Below are 13,782 nucleotides of genomic sequence, written 5' to 3'. Positions count from 1 at the left end.
GAGTTCGCGCAGAAGCTCGCGCGCAGCGCAGCCACCGGCAAGCCGCTTCGCATCAAGCTCGGCCTCGATCCGACCGCGCCGGACATCCACATCGGCCATACGGTCGTGCTGAACAAGATGCGCCAGCTGCAGGACCTCGGCCATACGGTGATCTTCCTGATCGGCGATTTCACGTCGCTGATCGGCGATCCGTCGGGCCGCAACGCGACGCGTCCGCCGCTCACGCGCGAGCAGATCGAATCGAACGCGAAGACCTACTTCGAGCAGGCCGCGCTCGTGCTCGATCGCGACAAGACCGAGATCCGCTACAACAGCGAATGGTCGATGCCGCTCGGCGCGGACGGAATGATCAAGCTCGCGTCGCGCTACACGGTCGCGCGGATCCTCGAGCGCGAGGATTTCACGAAGCGCTTCCAGGGCGGCGTGCCGATCTCGATCCACGAATTCCTGTACCCGCTGATGCAGGGCTACGATTCGGTTGCGCTGAACGCCGATCTCGAACTCGGCGGCACCGACCAGAAGTTCAACCTGCTGGTCGGCCGCGAACTGCAGAAGCAGTACGGCCAGGAACAGCAGTGCATCCTGACGATGCCGCTGCTCGAAGGCCTCGACGGCGTCGAGAAGATGTCGAAGTCGAAGGGCAACTACGTCGGCATCAGCGAGAAGCCGACCGACATGTTCGGCAAGCTGATGAGCATCTCGGACACGCTGATGTGGCGTTACTTCGAGCTGCTGTCGTTCCGCAGCCTCGATGAAATCGCCGGCTTCAAGCGCGAGGCCGAGGGCGGCCGCAATCCGCGCGACTTCAAGGTGCTGCTCGCGCAGGAAATCGTCGCGCGCTTTCACTCGCAGGCCGACGCCGAGCGCGCGCTCGACGACTTCAACCATCGCGCGAAGGGCGGCGTGCCGGACGACATTCCGTCGGTCACGCTGGCCGGCGCGCCGCTGGCGATCGGTCAGTTGCTGAAGCAGGCCGGTCTCGTGCCGTCGACGAGCGAAGCGCTGCGCAACATCGAGCAGGGCGGCGTGAAGATCGACGGCGCGATCGTGTCCGACAAGGGCCTGAAGGTCGAGGCCGGCGAGTTCGTCGTGCAGGTCGGCAAGCGCCGCTTCGCGCGCGTCACGCTGACCGCATGATCGCGCTGATCCAGCGCGTGACGCGCGCCGACGTACGCGTCGGCGGCCGGACGACGGGCGAGATCGGCGCGGGCCTGCTCGCGCTGGTCTGCGCGGAGCGCGGCGATACCGAGGCCGCGGCCGACAAGCTCCTCGCGAAGCTGCTCGGCTACCGCGTGTTCAGCGACGCAGCCGGCAAGATGAACCTGCCGGTATCGAACATCGACGGCGAAGGCCGTGCCGGCGGCCTGCTGCTCGTGTCGCAGTTCACGCTCGCGGCCGATACCAACAGCGGGCTGCGTCCGAGCTTCACGCCGGCCGCGCCGCCCGACGAAGGCGCGCGGCTGTTCGACTATTTCGTCGCGGCCGCGCGGGCGCGCCATCCCGTCGTCGAGACGGGCGAGTTCGGCGCCGACATGCAGGTGTCGCTCGTCAACGACGGCCCCGTGACGTTCTGGCTGCAAGTGCGGCCCTGATTCTTTCCCGGAGACGCGCCGCGATGGCCACCACGCAGATTCTTTTCATCCGCCATGGCGAGACGGCCTGGAATCGCATCAAGCGTATCCAGGGGCATATCGACATCCCGCTGGCCGACACGGGGCTCGCGCAGGCGCAGCGGCTCGCGGCGCGGCTCGGGCGCGAGGCGCGCGACGGCGCGCGGATCGACGCGGTGTATTCGAGCGACCTGATGCGCGCGCAACAGACCGCCCAACCGTTTGCCGATGTGCTCGGGTTGTCGCTGCTGCTGCGAGAAGGGCTGCGCGAACGCTCGTACGGCGCATTCCAGGGGCACGACAGCACCGAAATCGAGGCGCTGTTTCCGGACGCATATGCGGCGTGGCAGACGCGCGATCCGGGCTTCGCGCCGGAGGGCGGCGAGTCGCAGCGTGCGTTCTATCACCGCGTGCTGCATGCGCTCGAACCGATCGTCGCCGCGCATCCGGGCGGCCGGATCGCATGCGTCGCGCACGGCGGCGTGCTCGATTGCGTGTATCGCTTCGCGAACGGGATCGAGCTGTCGGCGCCGCGCAACTATCAGCTGCTCAACACCAGCATCAACGTCGTCGATTACGTGGATGGCCGCGCGCAGGTCGTGCGGTGGGCCGACGTGTCGCATCTCGAAGCCGCGAGCGCCGATGACGACGGGTACCGCAAGGTGCTCTGAGCATGCCAACCCCGCCCGGCATGGCTCGCCCGGGAGGGCGCTTTCTTCCGGCGTGACGCTTACCGCGGCAGCCCGTGACGCGCCTTGTAGTCGAGCGCGTACGCGATCTTGCCGGGCTTGTCGGCCGTGATCGGCTGGCGCAGCTTGTCGAATTCTCCCTTGCTGTATTTCTTCCCGCCGTTGATCGCATCGGCGCGCCCGAGGTCGGCGCCCGTCTTGCCGTCGATCACCGGGTCCGTGGCCGCGACCATCCGCGTCGACGCATTCCAGACTGCATTCAGGTAGCCCGTGTCGGCCTTCGCCGGATCGGGATCGGTCGCGCCGGGCCGCGTCAGATCGTAGCCGGCCAGCGCGAACGTGCCCGGCTGCGCGCGCAGCCAGTCGGCCCAGTAGAACTCGAGGTAGTCGGTCGCTTGCGCGGGCTTGCCGTAGCCGATGTCGCGCGTGAAATAGACGAGCGACCGATAGCGGTCGTTCGTCATCCCGAGTGTCAGGCCGAGGCCGGTCGGCAGTTGCGCGGTCGTGATCGGCTTGCCTTCGCCGTTCTTCAGGCGCAGATAGCCGCGGCTTTGCATCTGCTGCCAGAACGCATCGCCCGAGTAGTCGCTGAGGTTGTCCTTGACGACGACGTGCACGTGCAGCACCGGGCCGCCGTCGGGCGTCTCGTAATAGGTCGACAGGCCGTGGTGGCCGTCGGTCAAATATAGCGCACCGCCGTTCGGGCCAATCACGACGGGTTTCAGCACCGAACGGTCGCGGGCGTTCGGGTCGGTCGTCGCGCACGTGTAGCTGGCCGGTTCGCGCAGCGACGATCGGGCCGTGTAGCCGCTCGATGCGACGCCGCCGAGGCCTTCGTCCGCGCAGAAGTCGTCGAACTTCTTGTCGGGCTGCCGTTCGTAGCGGTCGAGCTTGTAGTAGATCTGGTCGTAGCCGATCGCACCCTGCGTCGGATGGAGATCGCCGAGCGTCACGTCGATCAGGTCGCCGGCGCGGGCGGCTTTCCACTTGCCCGGTTGCGGCGTGGGAGCCGGCGTCGTCGACGTGCCGCCGGACGGCGATTGCGCGTCCATGCGCGCGACGGCGGCGACCTCGTCGCCTCCGCACGCGGCGAGGACGGTGAACAGGCTGACGGCAAGGGCGAAACGGATCGGCAGGCGTGGCATCGCGGGCATCGGGGCGTCGGGTCGGGTGGGAAGGGCACCGCGCGGGTCACGGGCGTGCTGGACGAGCAGGACGTGCGCGGGGGCAAGCTTTTCAGCTTGTCACAGGTATTTGACAGCAAATTGAAATGATGCGAGGGAACGGTCGTCAGGCAGGCGGGGCGCCGTCGGATGGGGCGGCCATCGCGCGGCGGCGCGCACGCTTCGACGCGCCGTTCACGAGCGCCCAGCGCAACACGGGCGCGATCGCGCGTATGCCGGGCCGGACCACCGCGCGCCGCAACGGCGCGAACGTCGACACACGGAGCATGCGCTGCGCCCACGGCGGCAGCAGGTCGATCCCGGCATGCATCACCAGCGACGCGGCAGGGCGCAGCGCCGGCTTCGCGACCGGCACATTCAGCAGGATGGACATCACGTCGAACGTACGCGGCCCGGCTTCGAGTTCGGGCCGCATGCGCGCGAGATAGGCAGCCACCTCGGCGCGCGAACGCGGTACTCCGCGGGCGCCGAGCAGCTCGGCGACCAGCGCCGTCTCCGCGTAATAGCGGTCCTGCAGTTCGCCTGACAGCGCCGGATTCACGTAACGCAGATGCGCGCCGAGGAAACTCGATACTTCGGCGACATGCACCCAGGTCAGCAAGGCCCGATCGTCGGCGCGGTACGGCCGGCCGTCCGGCGCGCTGCCCGAGATGTGCGCATGGATCGCTTTCACGCGCTCGATCAGCGCGAGTGCGTCCGCGCGGCTGCCGAACGTCGTCCCCGTGATGAACGTGGCGGTGCGCCGCAAGCGGCCGAAGATGTCGGTGCGGAACGACGAATGATCCCAGACGCCCGCGAGCGCGAGCGGGTGGAGCGCCTGCAACAGCAGCGCGGCGATGCCGCCCGTCATCATCGACGTGAAATCGGCATGCACGCGCCAGCACACGGCGTCGGGACCGAACAGCCCCGGGTCGCCAGGCGGTGACGAGAGATCGATCGACGGGCCGCCGCCGTCGGCCGTCAGGTGCGTGATGCCCGCCACGAGCCGCTTGCGGATCGGCTCCGCCCAGCGCGGGCCCGGCACGGTGGTGGGGTGGCGGCTGGGCGGCGTCGTCATGGCGGGTGCGGCTCGGGCGACGGATTACTTCCCGTCCGGGGTATCCCACTCGTCGCGTTCGGTGCGGCGGGCATCGGGCACCGACAGCCCGAAGTGGCGATACGTGAGCAGCGTCGCGACGCGACCGCGTGGCGTGCGCTGCAGGAAGCCCTGCTGGATCAGGTACGGTTCGAGCACGTCCTCGATCGTGTCGCGCTCCTCGCCGATCGCCGCCGCGAGGTTGTCGATGCCGACCGGGCCGCCGTCGAACTTGTACAGGATCGCTTCGAGCAGCTTGCGGTCCATCAGGTCGAAGCCGACCGGATCGACGTCGAGCATCGCGAGCGCGGCATCGGCAACGGCCGCGGTGATCTGGCCGTCGGCCTTCACTTCCGCGAAGTCGCGCACGCGGCGCAGCAGCCGGTTCGCGATCCGCGGCGTGCCGCGCGCGCGCTTCGCGATTTCCAGCGCGCCGCTCGGATCGATCTGCGCGTTCAGCAGCGACGCCGAGCGCCGCACGATGCGCGACAGTTGTTCGGCGTCGTAGAACTCGAGGCGCGCGACGATCCCGAACCGATCGCGCAGCGGGTTGGTCAGCATGCCCGCGCGGGTGGTCGCGCCGACCAGCGTGAACGGCTGCAGGTCGAGCTTCACGCTGCGCGCGGCCGGGCCTTCGCCGATCATGATGTCGATCTGGTAATCCTCGAGCGCCGGATACAGGATTTCCTCGACGACCGGCGACAGCCGGTGGATCTCGTCGATGAACAGCACGTCGTTCGCTTCGAGGTTCGTCAGCAGCGCGGCGAGATCGCCCGCGCGCTCGAGCACGGGGCCCGACGTCTGACGCAGATTCACGCCCATCTCGCGCGCGATGATGTGTGCGAGCGTCGTCTTGCCGAGACCCGGCGGCCCGAACAGCAGCACGTGATCGAGCGGCTCGGCGCGGCGCTTCGCGGCTTCGATGAAGATCTCGAGCTGGCCGCGCACCTTTTCCTGGCCGACGTAGTCGTCGAGCTGGCGCGGCCGCAACGCACGTTCGAACACCTCCTCGTGCGACGAGGCGGGCGTGGCGGCGATGATCCGCTGCTCGGTGGCGAGTTTGTCGGTTTCAATCATGCGGCCATTGTACCGCGCGACGGCACCCGGACCACCTGGCCGAACGGCTGACTGGCGCGTGCCGCGCGGCGGCGCGACACTGGCTTCGACGGTCGGATCGACCGTGCGTTACGCCTTCGACAGCGCCTTCAGCGCGAGCTTGATGCCTTCGGACACGCCGGTGCCGGCCGGCACGTTCTTGATCGCGGCCAGGCCTTCCTTCTCGGAGTAGCCGAGCGCCAGCAGCGCGTTGAGGATGTCGGTCGCGTGGTCGGACGGCGACGCGGCGCCGGCGAGCGCGCCGAGGTCGGCGCCGAGCTTGCCCTTCAGCTCGAGCAGCAGGCGCTCGGCCGTCTTCTTGCCGATGCCGGGCAGGCGCGTGAGGCGGGCGGCGTCCTGCATCGTCACGGCCTGCGCGAGCTCCTGCACGCTCATGCCGGACAGCACGGCGAGCGCCATGCGCGCGCCGATGCCGGTGATCTTCAGCAGCTCGCGGAAGGTCGTGCGCTCCTGCGGCGTCAGGAAGCCGTACAGCAGGTGCGCGTCCTCGCGGACGATCTGCTGCGTGAGCAACACGACGCGTTCGCCCGTTTGGGGCAGGTTGTAGAAGGTGCTCATCGGCACGTCGATTTCGTAGCCGACGCCGTTGCAGTCGACGAGCAGATGAGGCGGGTTCTTTTCGAGCAGGATGCCGGCGATGCGACCGATCATGGAGGACGGGATGCGAGGAAGAAAGCGCGAGTGTAGCGCACGCGCGGCGCAATGCCGATGGGCGCGGCCGTCAGGCCGAAGCGGCGCGTGTCGCGGGCGTGTCGGGCGCGGGTAAAGCGGTCAAGACGGTCAAGACGGTCAAGACGGCCCACGCGGCCAAGACGGCCAAGACGGCCAAGACGGCCAACCCAGTCGAGCCGACCTACCGGGCCGCGATGCGCGCCGGCATCAGCCGACCAGCCGGCCGCGCCGCACGCGCAGCCCTTTCTGCGCGAGCGCCGGCGCAAGGCCGCCGAGCGTGCTGAGCGTGTTGCCGCCGTGCGCATGGCAGATCGCCATGCCGAGCGCGTCGGCGGCGTCCGAGCCCGGCTGGCCGGACAGGTTGAGCAGCCGCGTGACCATTTCCTGCATCTGCGTCTTGGTCGCGCGGCCGTAGCCGACCACGGCCTGCTTGAGCTGCAGCGCCGTGTATTCGGCGACCGGCAGCCCGCCCGCGACGAGCCCGCAGATCGCGGCGCCGCGCGCCTGGCCGAGCAGCAGCGTCGACTGCGGGTTCACGTTGACGAACACCTTTTCGATCGCGGCCTGGTCGGGTGCGTGTTCGCGCACGATCGTCGAGACGCCCTGGAAGATCGTGCCGAGCCGGGTGGCGAGGTCGGCCGTCGGCGTGCGGATTACGCCGCTCGTGACATAGGCGAGCCGGTGGCCGCTGACGTCGATGACGCCGAAGCCGGTGACGCGCAGGCCGGGGTCGATGCCGAGAATTCGCATGAGTGAGGAGGATGGCGTGATGCAGCGATACTACAACGAATGGTGCGGCGAGCCGGTCGCGCGGTCGTGCGCGAAGGCGCCGCGCAATAAAAAACCCGGCGGAGGTGATGCCGCCGGGTTCTCGTGCTGCGGCCGCGCGGGCCGCATGCCGCGATCAGTGACGGAAGTGGCGTACGCCCGTCAGGATCATCGCGATGCCGTGCTCGTCGGCCGCCGCGATCACTTCGTCGTCGCGCATCGAGCCGCCCGGCTGGATCACGCAGGTCGCGCCGGCCGCCACGACGACGTCGAGGCCATCGCGGAACGGGAAGAACGCATCCGACGCGACAGCCGAACCGGCGAGCGTGAGGCCCGCGTTCTGCGCCTTGATGCTCGCGATGCGCGCGGAATCGACGCGGCTCATCTGGCCGGCGCCGACGCCGAGCGTCATGCCGTTGCCGCAGAACACGATCGCGTTCGACTTCACGTATTTCGCGACGCGCCATGCGAACAGCAGGTCGTCCATTTCCTTCGCGGTCGGCTGGCGCTTCGTGACGACGCGCAGCTCGCTCGGCTGCACGTTCTTCGAATCGAGCGATTGCACGAGCAGGCCGCCGCCGACGCGCTTCAGGTCGAATGCGTTGTGGCCGTCGCCGAGTGCGATCTCCAGCAGGCGCACGTTCTGCTTCGCGGCGAACACCTGCTTCGCGGCGTCCGTGAACGACGGTGCGATCAGCACTTCGACGAATTGCTTCGCCACCGCTTGAGCGGCCGCTTCGTCGACTTCGCGGTTGAACGCGATGATGCCGCCGAACGCGGAGGTCGGGTCGGTCTGGAACGCCTTCGCATACGCGTCGGCCGAGTCGTTGCCGACCGCGACGCCGCACGGGTTCGCATGCTTGATGATCACGCAGGCCGGCGCGTCGAACGTCTTCACGCATTCCCACGCGGCGTCCGAATCCGCGATGTTGTTGTACGACAGTTCCTTGCCCTGCAGCTGGCGATAGTTCGCCAGCGCGCCGGCCGGCGTCGCGAGGTCGCGGTAGAACGCCGCGCTCTGGTGCGGGTTCTCGCCGTAGCGCAGGTCCTGCACCTTGTCGAACGCCATGTTGAGCGTGGCCGGGTATGCGCTGCGCGATGCGTGCTGCAGCTCGTCGGTCAGGCTCGTCAGGTAGTTCGTGATCGCGCCGTCGTATTGCGCGGTGTGCGCGAACACCTTCGTCGCGAGGCGGAAGTTGGTCGGGTAGCCGATCGCGTTGCCGTTCGCCTTCATTTCGTCGAGCACGACCGCGTAGTCGGCCGGGTCGACCACGACCGTCACGTCGCGGTGGTTCTTCGCGGCCGAGCGCAGCATCGTCGGGCCGCCGATGTCGATGTTCTCGATCGCGTCGGCGAGCGTGCAGTCGTCCTTCGCGATCGTCGCGACGAACGGGTACAGGTTCACGACCAGCAGGTCGATCGTCGGGATGCCGTGCTGTTCCAGCGCCTGCATGTGCTCGGGCAGGTCGCGGCGCGCGAGGATGCCGCCGTGCACCTTCGGGTGCAGCGTCTTCACGCGCCCATCGAGCATTTCCGGGAAGCCGGTGTAATCGGCCACTTCGGTCACGGGCAGGCCGGCGTCGGCGAGGAGTTTCGCGGTGCCGCCCGTCGACAGCAGCTTGACGCCGAGGTCGGACAGCGACTTCGCGAAGTCGACGATGCCGGTCTTGTCGGAAACGGAAATGAGCGCTTGCTTGATCATGATGGAACCACCAATAGCCAGGGAAACGGGGACGGGACGGCCGCCTACAGCAGGCCGTGCTGCTGCAGCTTCTTGCGCAGCGTATTGCGATTGATGCCGAGGTACTCGGCGGCGAGCGACTGGTTGCCGCCGGCCTGTACGAGCACGACCTCGAGCATCGGCTTTTCGACGCAGGACATCACCATTTCATAGACGTCGTGCGGATTGGAGCCGTCTAGATCCCGGAAATACACGTCCAGGCTCTCGCGGACACATTGTTCGATGTTGTGCTTGCTCATGCTGCTAACTGGTTATGGTCGTCCGACTCGCCCTGGCTGTTTTCCGCATCGTCATCGACGTAGACGAGGTGGTCCGACAGCGCCTTTTGCGCCTCGAAGAATGCATTGACGGCGGCGAGCTGCTCGCGGGTGGAATCGAGCGTGTTCATTCGGTGCCGGAACCCGTTGGCACCGGAAAGGCCGCGAGTGTACCAGCCGATGTGCTTGCGCGCAGTACGGACCCCCGTGAATTCACCGTAGAACGCGTAGTGGTCTTCCAGGTGTTCGTTCATCACGTGCTGGATCTCGTCGATCCGCGGCGGGGGCAGCAGCTCGCCGGTTTGCAGGAAATGATCGATTTCGCGGAACAGCCACGGCCGACCTTGCGCGGCGCGACCGATCATCAGCGCGTCGGCGCCGGTTGCATCGAGCACGGCCTTCGCCTTGGCGGGCGACGTGATGTCGCCGTTCGCGACGACCGGAATGCGCACGGCCGCCTTCACGGCCGCGATGGTGTCGTATTCGGCGTCGCCGCGGTACAGGTCGGCGCGCGTGCGGCCGTGCACGGTGAGCATCGAGATGCCGGCTGCTTCGGCCAGGCGCGCGACCGTGATCGCGTTCTTGTGCTCGCGATCCCAGCCGGTGCGGATCTTCAGCGTGACGGGCACCGCATCGGGCCCGGTGCCGACCGCCGCGACGACGGCCTCGACGATCCGCTGCACGAGCGGCTCGTTCTGCAGCAGCGCGGAGCCGGCCGCGACGTTGCAGACCTTCTTCGCGGGGCAGCCCATGTTGATGTCGATGATCTGCGCGCCGTTGTCGACGTTGTAGCGGGCCGCTTCGGCCATCATCGCCGGATCGGCGCCGGCGATCTGCACCGCGATCGGCTCGACTTCGCCTTCGTGGTTCGCGCGCCGCATCGTCTTCGCGCTTTTCCACAGCTGCGCGTTGGACGCGACCATCTCGGACACGGCGTAGCCGGCCCCCAGCCGTTTGCACAGCTGGCGGAACGGACGATCCGTCACCCCGGCCATCGGGGCGACGAACAGGTTGTTACGCAATACGTGAGGGCCGATAACGGGCATCGCAATGGCGCCGCCCGCGAGCGCCGGGCGTCGCGGGCCAAAAAGGGCGGAGGGAAAACGCGCATTTTACCGTATTCCCATGCCCCGCCGATTTGACCCGGTTTGCCTGGATGGCCCGAAGAGGCCGTCGCGGTGCGCCGCGCGTCAGTTGCGCTGGCCGAACATCATCTGGCGCGCGATCGCCTTCTTCAGCGGCGGCACGAATTCGAGCGCGGTAAGCGCGGCGCCGCGCAGCAGCGGAAGCGGGCCCGAGTCGATCGTAAACAGCCGCGCCAGCGTGTCGGTCGCGCCGATCGTGAAGCGCCGGTCGAGCGCGCGGCGCGCGTTGAAGGTGGCGAGCGCGGTCGCCTCGAAGCCTTGCGCGGACAGCGCGTCGACGAGCGTGTGCGCATCGCGCAGCCCGAGGTTGAGCCCCTGGCCCGCCACCGGGTGCAGCGTCTGCGCGGCATTGCCGACGACCGCGACGCGGCCGCTGACGAGCGTCTGCGCGGCGTTCAGGCCCAGGGGGAACGACGCGCGCCCGGCGATCGCGACGAACGCGCCCATGCGTTCGCCGAACACGCTGCCGAGCTCGCGCAGGAACGCGTCGTCCGGCAGCGCGGCACGTCGCGCGGCTTCGTCGGGCGCGCAGCACCACACGAGCGAATACTCGGCCTGACGCGGCCCGCCGAGCGGCAGCAGCGCGAGCGGGCCTTCGTGCGTGAAGCGTTCCCACGCGACGTTCGGGCGCGGCGCCGAGACCGTGACCGTGCCGACGAGCGCGGTCTGCCCGTAGTCGCGGCGATGCTTGCCGGCGTCGGCCTGCTGTTCGTGAAACAGCCCGCCTTCGGCATTGATGACGATGCGCGCGCGCAGCGTGCGCTCGCCTTGCGGGCCGTCGAGCGTCAGCGTGACGCCGTCGGCGTCCTGCTGCGGCGTGCGTGCGGTGGTCGACGTGAGCCAGTCGACGCGCATGCCGCGCACGGCGCCCGCGAGCGCCTGCACGATCGAGCCGTAGCGCACCACGTAGCCGAGCGCGGCGAGCGCGTGTTCGTCGCGGTCGATCAGCGTGCGGCCGAAATGGCCGCGCTGCGATACGTGGATATGTTCGATCGGCGTGGCGTCGGCGGGCCACGCGAGCGTGTCGAGCAGCACGCGGCTGCCGTGCGACACGGCGATCGCGCGCGGGTCGTTCGCGCTCGCGGCCGGTTCGCGCGCATCGATCAGCGCGATCGATGCATGTTGCGTCGCGCTGCGGCGCGCGAGCCAGCCGGCGAGCGCGAGCCCGACGGGGCCCGCGCCGACGATGGCGAGGTCGTAATCCGGCGTGGCCGGCGAGGAAGCGGTCGTCATCTTGATTCGTGAAACGGAGGGAACGGTCGGCGGCCGGTCATGCGCCCGCGCGCATCAGCGCCTCGATCTCGTCGGCCGCGACCGGCACGCCGCGCGTGATCAGTTCGCAGCCGTGCTCGCGCACGATCGCGTCGTCCTCGATGCGGATGCCGATGTTCCAGTACTCGGGCGGCACGTCGTCGGCCGCGCGCACGTACAGGCCGGGCTCGACGGTCAGCGTCATGCCGGGCTTCAGCGTGCGCCACGGCAGCGCGCCGTTCGCGTCGCGCGCGGCGAGCCGCTCGCGGTAGTCGCCGCAGTCGTGCACGTCCATCCCGAGCCAGTGGCCGGTGCGGTGCATGTAGAAGCGCGTGTACGCGCGCTCGGCGATCACGTCGTCGACGTTCGAGAAGCGTGTTTTGGGGAGGATGCCGGTGTCGAGCAGCCCTTGTGCGAGCACGCGCACGGCCGCATCGTGCGGCGCCTCGAACGGCACGCCCGCGCGCGTCGCGTCGATCGCGGCCTGCTGCGCGGCGAGCACGATGTCGTACAGCGTGCGCTGCGCGGGCGAGAAGCGGCCGTTGGCCGGGAACGTGCGGGTGATGTCCGATGCATAGCCGTCGAGTTCGCACGCGGCGTCGATCAGGATCAGGTCGCCGTCCCGCGCGGCCGCGCTGCCGGCCGGGTAGTGCAGCACGCACGCGTTCGCGCCGGCCGCGACGATCGACCCGTACGCGGGCGCCTGCGCGCCGTGCTTGCGGAACAGGTACAGCAGCTCGGCCTCGAGCTCGTATTCGCGGATGCCGGGGCGGCACACCTGCATCGCGCGACGGTGCGCGAGCGCCGAGATGTGCGCGGCGCGCGTCATGATCGCGAGTTCGTGTTCGTCCTTCACGAGCCGCATGTCGTCGAGCAGCGGCGTGAGGTCGAGCAGCGCGTCCGGCGCGGCGACGCCCGTGCGTGCCTGCGCGCGCACCGCGTCGATCCATCCGGCGAGCTGGCGCTCGAACTCGGTCGATGCGCCGAACCGGTAGTGCACGGTGCCCGCATCGGCGAGCAGGCGCGGCATTTCGGTGTCGATCACGTCGGTCGCGAACGCCGCATCGAAGCTGAACGCGTCGCGCGCGGCGTCGGGACCGTAGTGAAAGCCTTCCCAGATCTCGCGGTCGACGTTCTTGGCGCGGCAGAACAGGATCGATTCCGGCGCGCCGTGCGGCGCGGCCGCGTTCAGCACGAGCACGGCATCCGGCTCGGCGAAGCCCGTCAGGTAATGGAAGTAGCTGTCGAACCGGTACGGGTAGGCCGTATCGCGGTTGCGCAGCATTTCCGGCGCGGTGGGGACGATGGCGACGCCGCCGCCCGCGGCACGCAGTGCGGCAAGCACGCGTTCACGGCGCTGGCGGTAGACGTCGACGGCGATGGCGGTATCGAGGGGCGCATTCATCGTGCGATTGTAGCGCCGCCGGACGCGGCGCGTCAGGGCGGCGGCTGCAAGGCACGCCCGGCGGGGCTCGGCGGCGGCTGTTGCAAACCTTCCACAGGCCGGACCGGCGATTTTCTGCCGGGCCGCGCGGGCCGGTTATGATCGACGACAACGTATACTCTCGGCAGTTCCCTTAAAAAGGCAGATGATGAAATTAATCGGTTCGCTCAGCAGCCCGTACGTCCGAAAGGCGCGGATCGTGCTTGCTGAAAAGAAGATCGACTACAAGCTGGAGCTCGAGAACGTGTGGGCGTCGGACACGAACATCCATGCATCGAACCCGCTCGGCAAGGTCCCCTGCCTCGTGATGGAGGATGGTGCCGCGGTGTTCGATTCCCGCGTGATCTGCGAATACGTCGACACGCTGTCGCCGGTCGGCAAGCTGATTCCGCCGTCGGGCCGCGAGCGCGTCGAAGTGCGCTGCTGGGAGGCACTGGGCGACGGCGTGCTCGACGCAGCCGTCGCGATTCGTCTCGAACACACGATGCGCGACGAAGCGCAGCGCAGCGCGAGCTGGATCGCGCGCCAGCAACGCAAGATCGACGACGCGCTCGTCGCGATGTCGCAGGGCCTCGGCGGCAAGACGTGGTGCGTCGGCAATCATTACACGCTCGCCGACATCGCACTCGGCTGCGCGCTCGGCTATCTCGACTTCCGGGTGCCCGAGCTCAACTGGCGCGATCGCCACCCGAACCTCGACAAGCACTTCGTGAAGCTGCAGCAGCGACAATCGTTCGCCGATACGCTGCCGCAGGGCTGAGCCGCGGCCCGGCCTTCACGCATTCGGCAGACGAAAGAAAAGCGCCCGCGGGGCGCTTTTCTTTTGGCCG

The 13,782-nt window shown here is 68.6% G+C and carries 14 protein-coding genes; 4 read left to right on the top strand and 10 right to left on the bottom strand.

Features of this window, described 5'->3' with window-relative positions; genetic code table 11:
• The 3 genes from tyrS to AC3IFE_RS30290 all read left to right on the top strand — a co-directional run.
• Nucleotides 1-1,137, top strand: a 1,137-nt coding sequence (gene tyrS, locus AC3IFE_RS30300) for a tyrosine--tRNA ligase (RefSeq protein ID WP_489193900.1), incomplete at its 5' end; no start/stop codon positions are given.
• Complete coding sequence (gene dtd, locus AC3IFE_RS30295) at nucleotides 1,134-1,592, top strand: D-aminoacyl-tRNA deacylase (protein ID WP_006483442.1); 459 nt, start codon at nucleotides 1,134-1,136, stop codon at nucleotides 1,590-1,592. The genes tyrS and dtd, both read left to right, overlap by 4 nt.
• A gap of 23 nt (nucleotides 1,593-1,615) precedes the next feature.
• A complete protein-coding gene (locus tag AC3IFE_RS30290) occupies nucleotides 1,616-2,281 on the top strand; it encodes a histidine phosphatase family protein (protein WP_489193897.1) in 666 nt (221 codons plus the stop codon).
• 59 nt (nucleotides 2,282-2,340) lie between these two features.
• Here the strand turns inward: AC3IFE_RS30290 and AC3IFE_RS30285 are convergent, their stop codons facing one another.
• From AC3IFE_RS30285 to AC3IFE_RS30240, 10 genes are all read right to left on the bottom strand, one after another.
• Nucleotides 2,341-3,444, bottom strand: coding sequence for a ParB/Srx family N-terminal domain-containing protein (locus AC3IFE_RS30285; RefSeq protein ID WP_489193895.1), 1,104 nt, complete (start codon nucleotides 3,442-3,444; stop codon nucleotides 2,341-2,343).
• A gap of 145 nt (nucleotides 3,445-3,589) precedes the next feature.
• Entirely contained in the window at nucleotides 3,590-4,540 is a 951-nt protein-coding gene (locus AC3IFE_RS30280) for an oxygenase MpaB family protein (RefSeq protein WP_489193893.1), read from the bottom strand.
• Nucleotides 4,541-4,564: 24 nt separating this feature from the next.
• The gene (gene ruvB, locus AC3IFE_RS30275; protein WP_489193891.1) at nucleotides 4,565-5,635 is read right to left on the bottom strand and encodes a Holliday junction branch migration DNA helicase RuvB; all 1,071 of its coding nucleotides are present in this window, start codon (nucleotides 5,633-5,635) and stop codon (nucleotides 4,565-4,567) included.
• 108 nt (nucleotides 5,636-5,743) lie between these two features.
• Nucleotides 5,744-6,325, bottom strand: a complete 582-nt coding sequence (gene ruvA, locus AC3IFE_RS30270) for a Holliday junction branch migration protein RuvA (protein WP_021162490.1) — start codon at nucleotides 6,323-6,325, stop codon at nucleotides 5,744-5,746.
• Between the two features lie 228 nt (nucleotides 6,326-6,553).
• Nucleotides 6,554-7,096, bottom strand: coding sequence for a crossover junction endodeoxyribonuclease RuvC (ruvC, locus tag AC3IFE_RS30265; protein ID WP_006476894.1), 543 nt, complete (start codon nucleotides 7,094-7,096; stop codon nucleotides 6,554-6,556).
• Nucleotides 7,097-7,250: 154 nt separating this feature from the next.
• Nucleotides 7,251-8,816: a bifunctional phosphoribosylaminoimidazolecarboxamide formyltransferase/IMP cyclohydrolase gene (purH, locus tag AC3IFE_RS30260; protein ID WP_089466691.1), complete on the bottom strand. Its 1,566-nt coding sequence runs from the start codon at nucleotides 8,814-8,816 to the stop codon at nucleotides 7,251-7,253.
• Between the two features lie 44 nt (nucleotides 8,817-8,860).
• Entirely contained in the window at nucleotides 8,861-9,094 is a 234-nt protein-coding gene (locus tag AC3IFE_RS30255) for a Fis family transcriptional regulator (RefSeq protein WP_006476892.1), read from the bottom strand.
• Nucleotides 9,091-10,158, bottom strand: a complete 1,068-nt coding sequence (gene dusB / locus AC3IFE_RS30250) for a tRNA dihydrouridine synthase DusB (RefSeq protein ID WP_069616741.1) — start codon at nucleotides 10,156-10,158, stop codon at nucleotides 9,091-9,093. Before dusB ends, AC3IFE_RS30255 begins: the two co-directional genes overlap by 4 nt.
• Nucleotides 10,159-10,302: 144 nt before the next feature.
• On the bottom strand, nucleotides 10,303-11,490 hold the full coding sequence (locus tag AC3IFE_RS30245; RefSeq protein ID WP_489193887.1) for a UbiH/UbiF/VisC/COQ6 family ubiquinone biosynthesis hydroxylase: 1,188 nt from the start codon (nucleotides 11,488-11,490) through the stop codon (nucleotides 10,303-10,305).
• Between the two features lie 37 nt (nucleotides 11,491-11,527).
• Entirely contained in the window at nucleotides 11,528-12,913 is a 1,386-nt protein-coding gene (locus tag AC3IFE_RS30240) for an aminopeptidase P N-terminal domain-containing protein (RefSeq protein WP_489193885.1), read from the bottom strand.
• A 187-nt stretch (nucleotides 12,914-13,100) separates the two neighbouring features.
• Here AC3IFE_RS30240 and AC3IFE_RS30235 point away from each other — a divergent pair, with 187 nt between their 5' ends.
• Nucleotides 13,101-13,712: a glutathione S-transferase family protein gene (locus tag AC3IFE_RS30235; RefSeq protein ID WP_089467889.1), complete on the top strand. Its 612-nt coding sequence runs from the start codon at nucleotides 13,101-13,103 to the stop codon at nucleotides 13,710-13,712.
• The last annotated feature ends 70 nt before the right edge of the window (nucleotides 13,713-13,782 follow it).

This window comes from Burkholderia sp. APQ4-4ca (assembly GCF_057837105.1).
The sequence above is the reverse complement of the archived record's forward strand: the minus strand, read 5'-3'. Positions and strand labels throughout refer to the sequence as shown.

What these genes read in the sequence shown, in the direction of transcription:
- ruvB (WP_489193891.1), bottom strand. Translation starts at nt 5,635, where the DNA reads ATGATTGAAACCGACAAACTCGCCACCGAGCAGCGGATCATCGCCGCC.
- AC3IFE_RS30290 (WP_489193897.1), top strand. Translation starts at nt 1,616, where the DNA reads ATGGCCACCACGCAGATTCTTTTCATCCGCCATGGCGAGACGGCCTGG.
- AC3IFE_RS30285 (WP_489193895.1), bottom strand. Translation starts at nt 3,444, where the DNA reads ATGCCACGCCTGCCGATCCGTTTCGCCCTTGCCGTCAGCCTGTTCACC.
- dusB (WP_069616741.1), bottom strand. Translation starts at nt 10,158, where the DNA reads ATGCCCGTTATCGGCCCTCACGTATTGCGTAACAACCTGTTCGTCGCC.
- ruvA (WP_021162490.1), bottom strand. Translation starts at nt 6,325, where the DNA reads ATGATCGGTCGCATCGCCGGCATCCTGCTCGAAAAGAACCCGCCTCAT.
- AC3IFE_RS30240 (WP_489193885.1), bottom strand. Translation starts at nt 12,913, where the DNA reads ATGAATGCGCCCCTCGATACCGCCATCGCCGTCGACGTCTACCGCCAG.
- AC3IFE_RS30280 (WP_489193893.1), bottom strand. Translation starts at nt 4,540, where the DNA reads ATGACGACGCCGCCCAGCCGCCACCCCACCACCGTGCCGGGCCCGCGC.
- dtd (WP_006483442.1), top strand. Translation starts at nt 1,134, where the DNA reads ATGATCGCGCTGATCCAGCGCGTGACGCGCGCCGACGTACGCGTCGGC.
- AC3IFE_RS30235 (WP_089467889.1), top strand. Translation starts at nt 13,101, where the DNA reads ATGAAATTAATCGGTTCGCTCAGCAGCCCGTACGTCCGAAAGGCGCGG.
- ruvC (WP_006476894.1), bottom strand. Translation starts at nt 7,096, where the DNA reads ATGCGAATTCTCGGCATCGACCCCGGCCTGCGCGTCACCGGCTTCGGC.
- purH (WP_089466691.1), bottom strand. Translation starts at nt 8,816, where the DNA reads ATGATCAAGCAAGCGCTCATTTCCGTTTCCGACAAGACCGGCATCGTC.
- AC3IFE_RS30255 (WP_006476892.1), bottom strand. Translation starts at nt 9,094, where the DNA reads ATGAGCAAGCACAACATCGAACAATGTGTCCGCGAGAGCCTGGACGTG.
- AC3IFE_RS30245 (WP_489193887.1), bottom strand. Translation starts at nt 11,490, where the DNA reads ATGACGACCGCTTCCTCGCCGGCCACGCCGGATTACGACCTCGCCATC.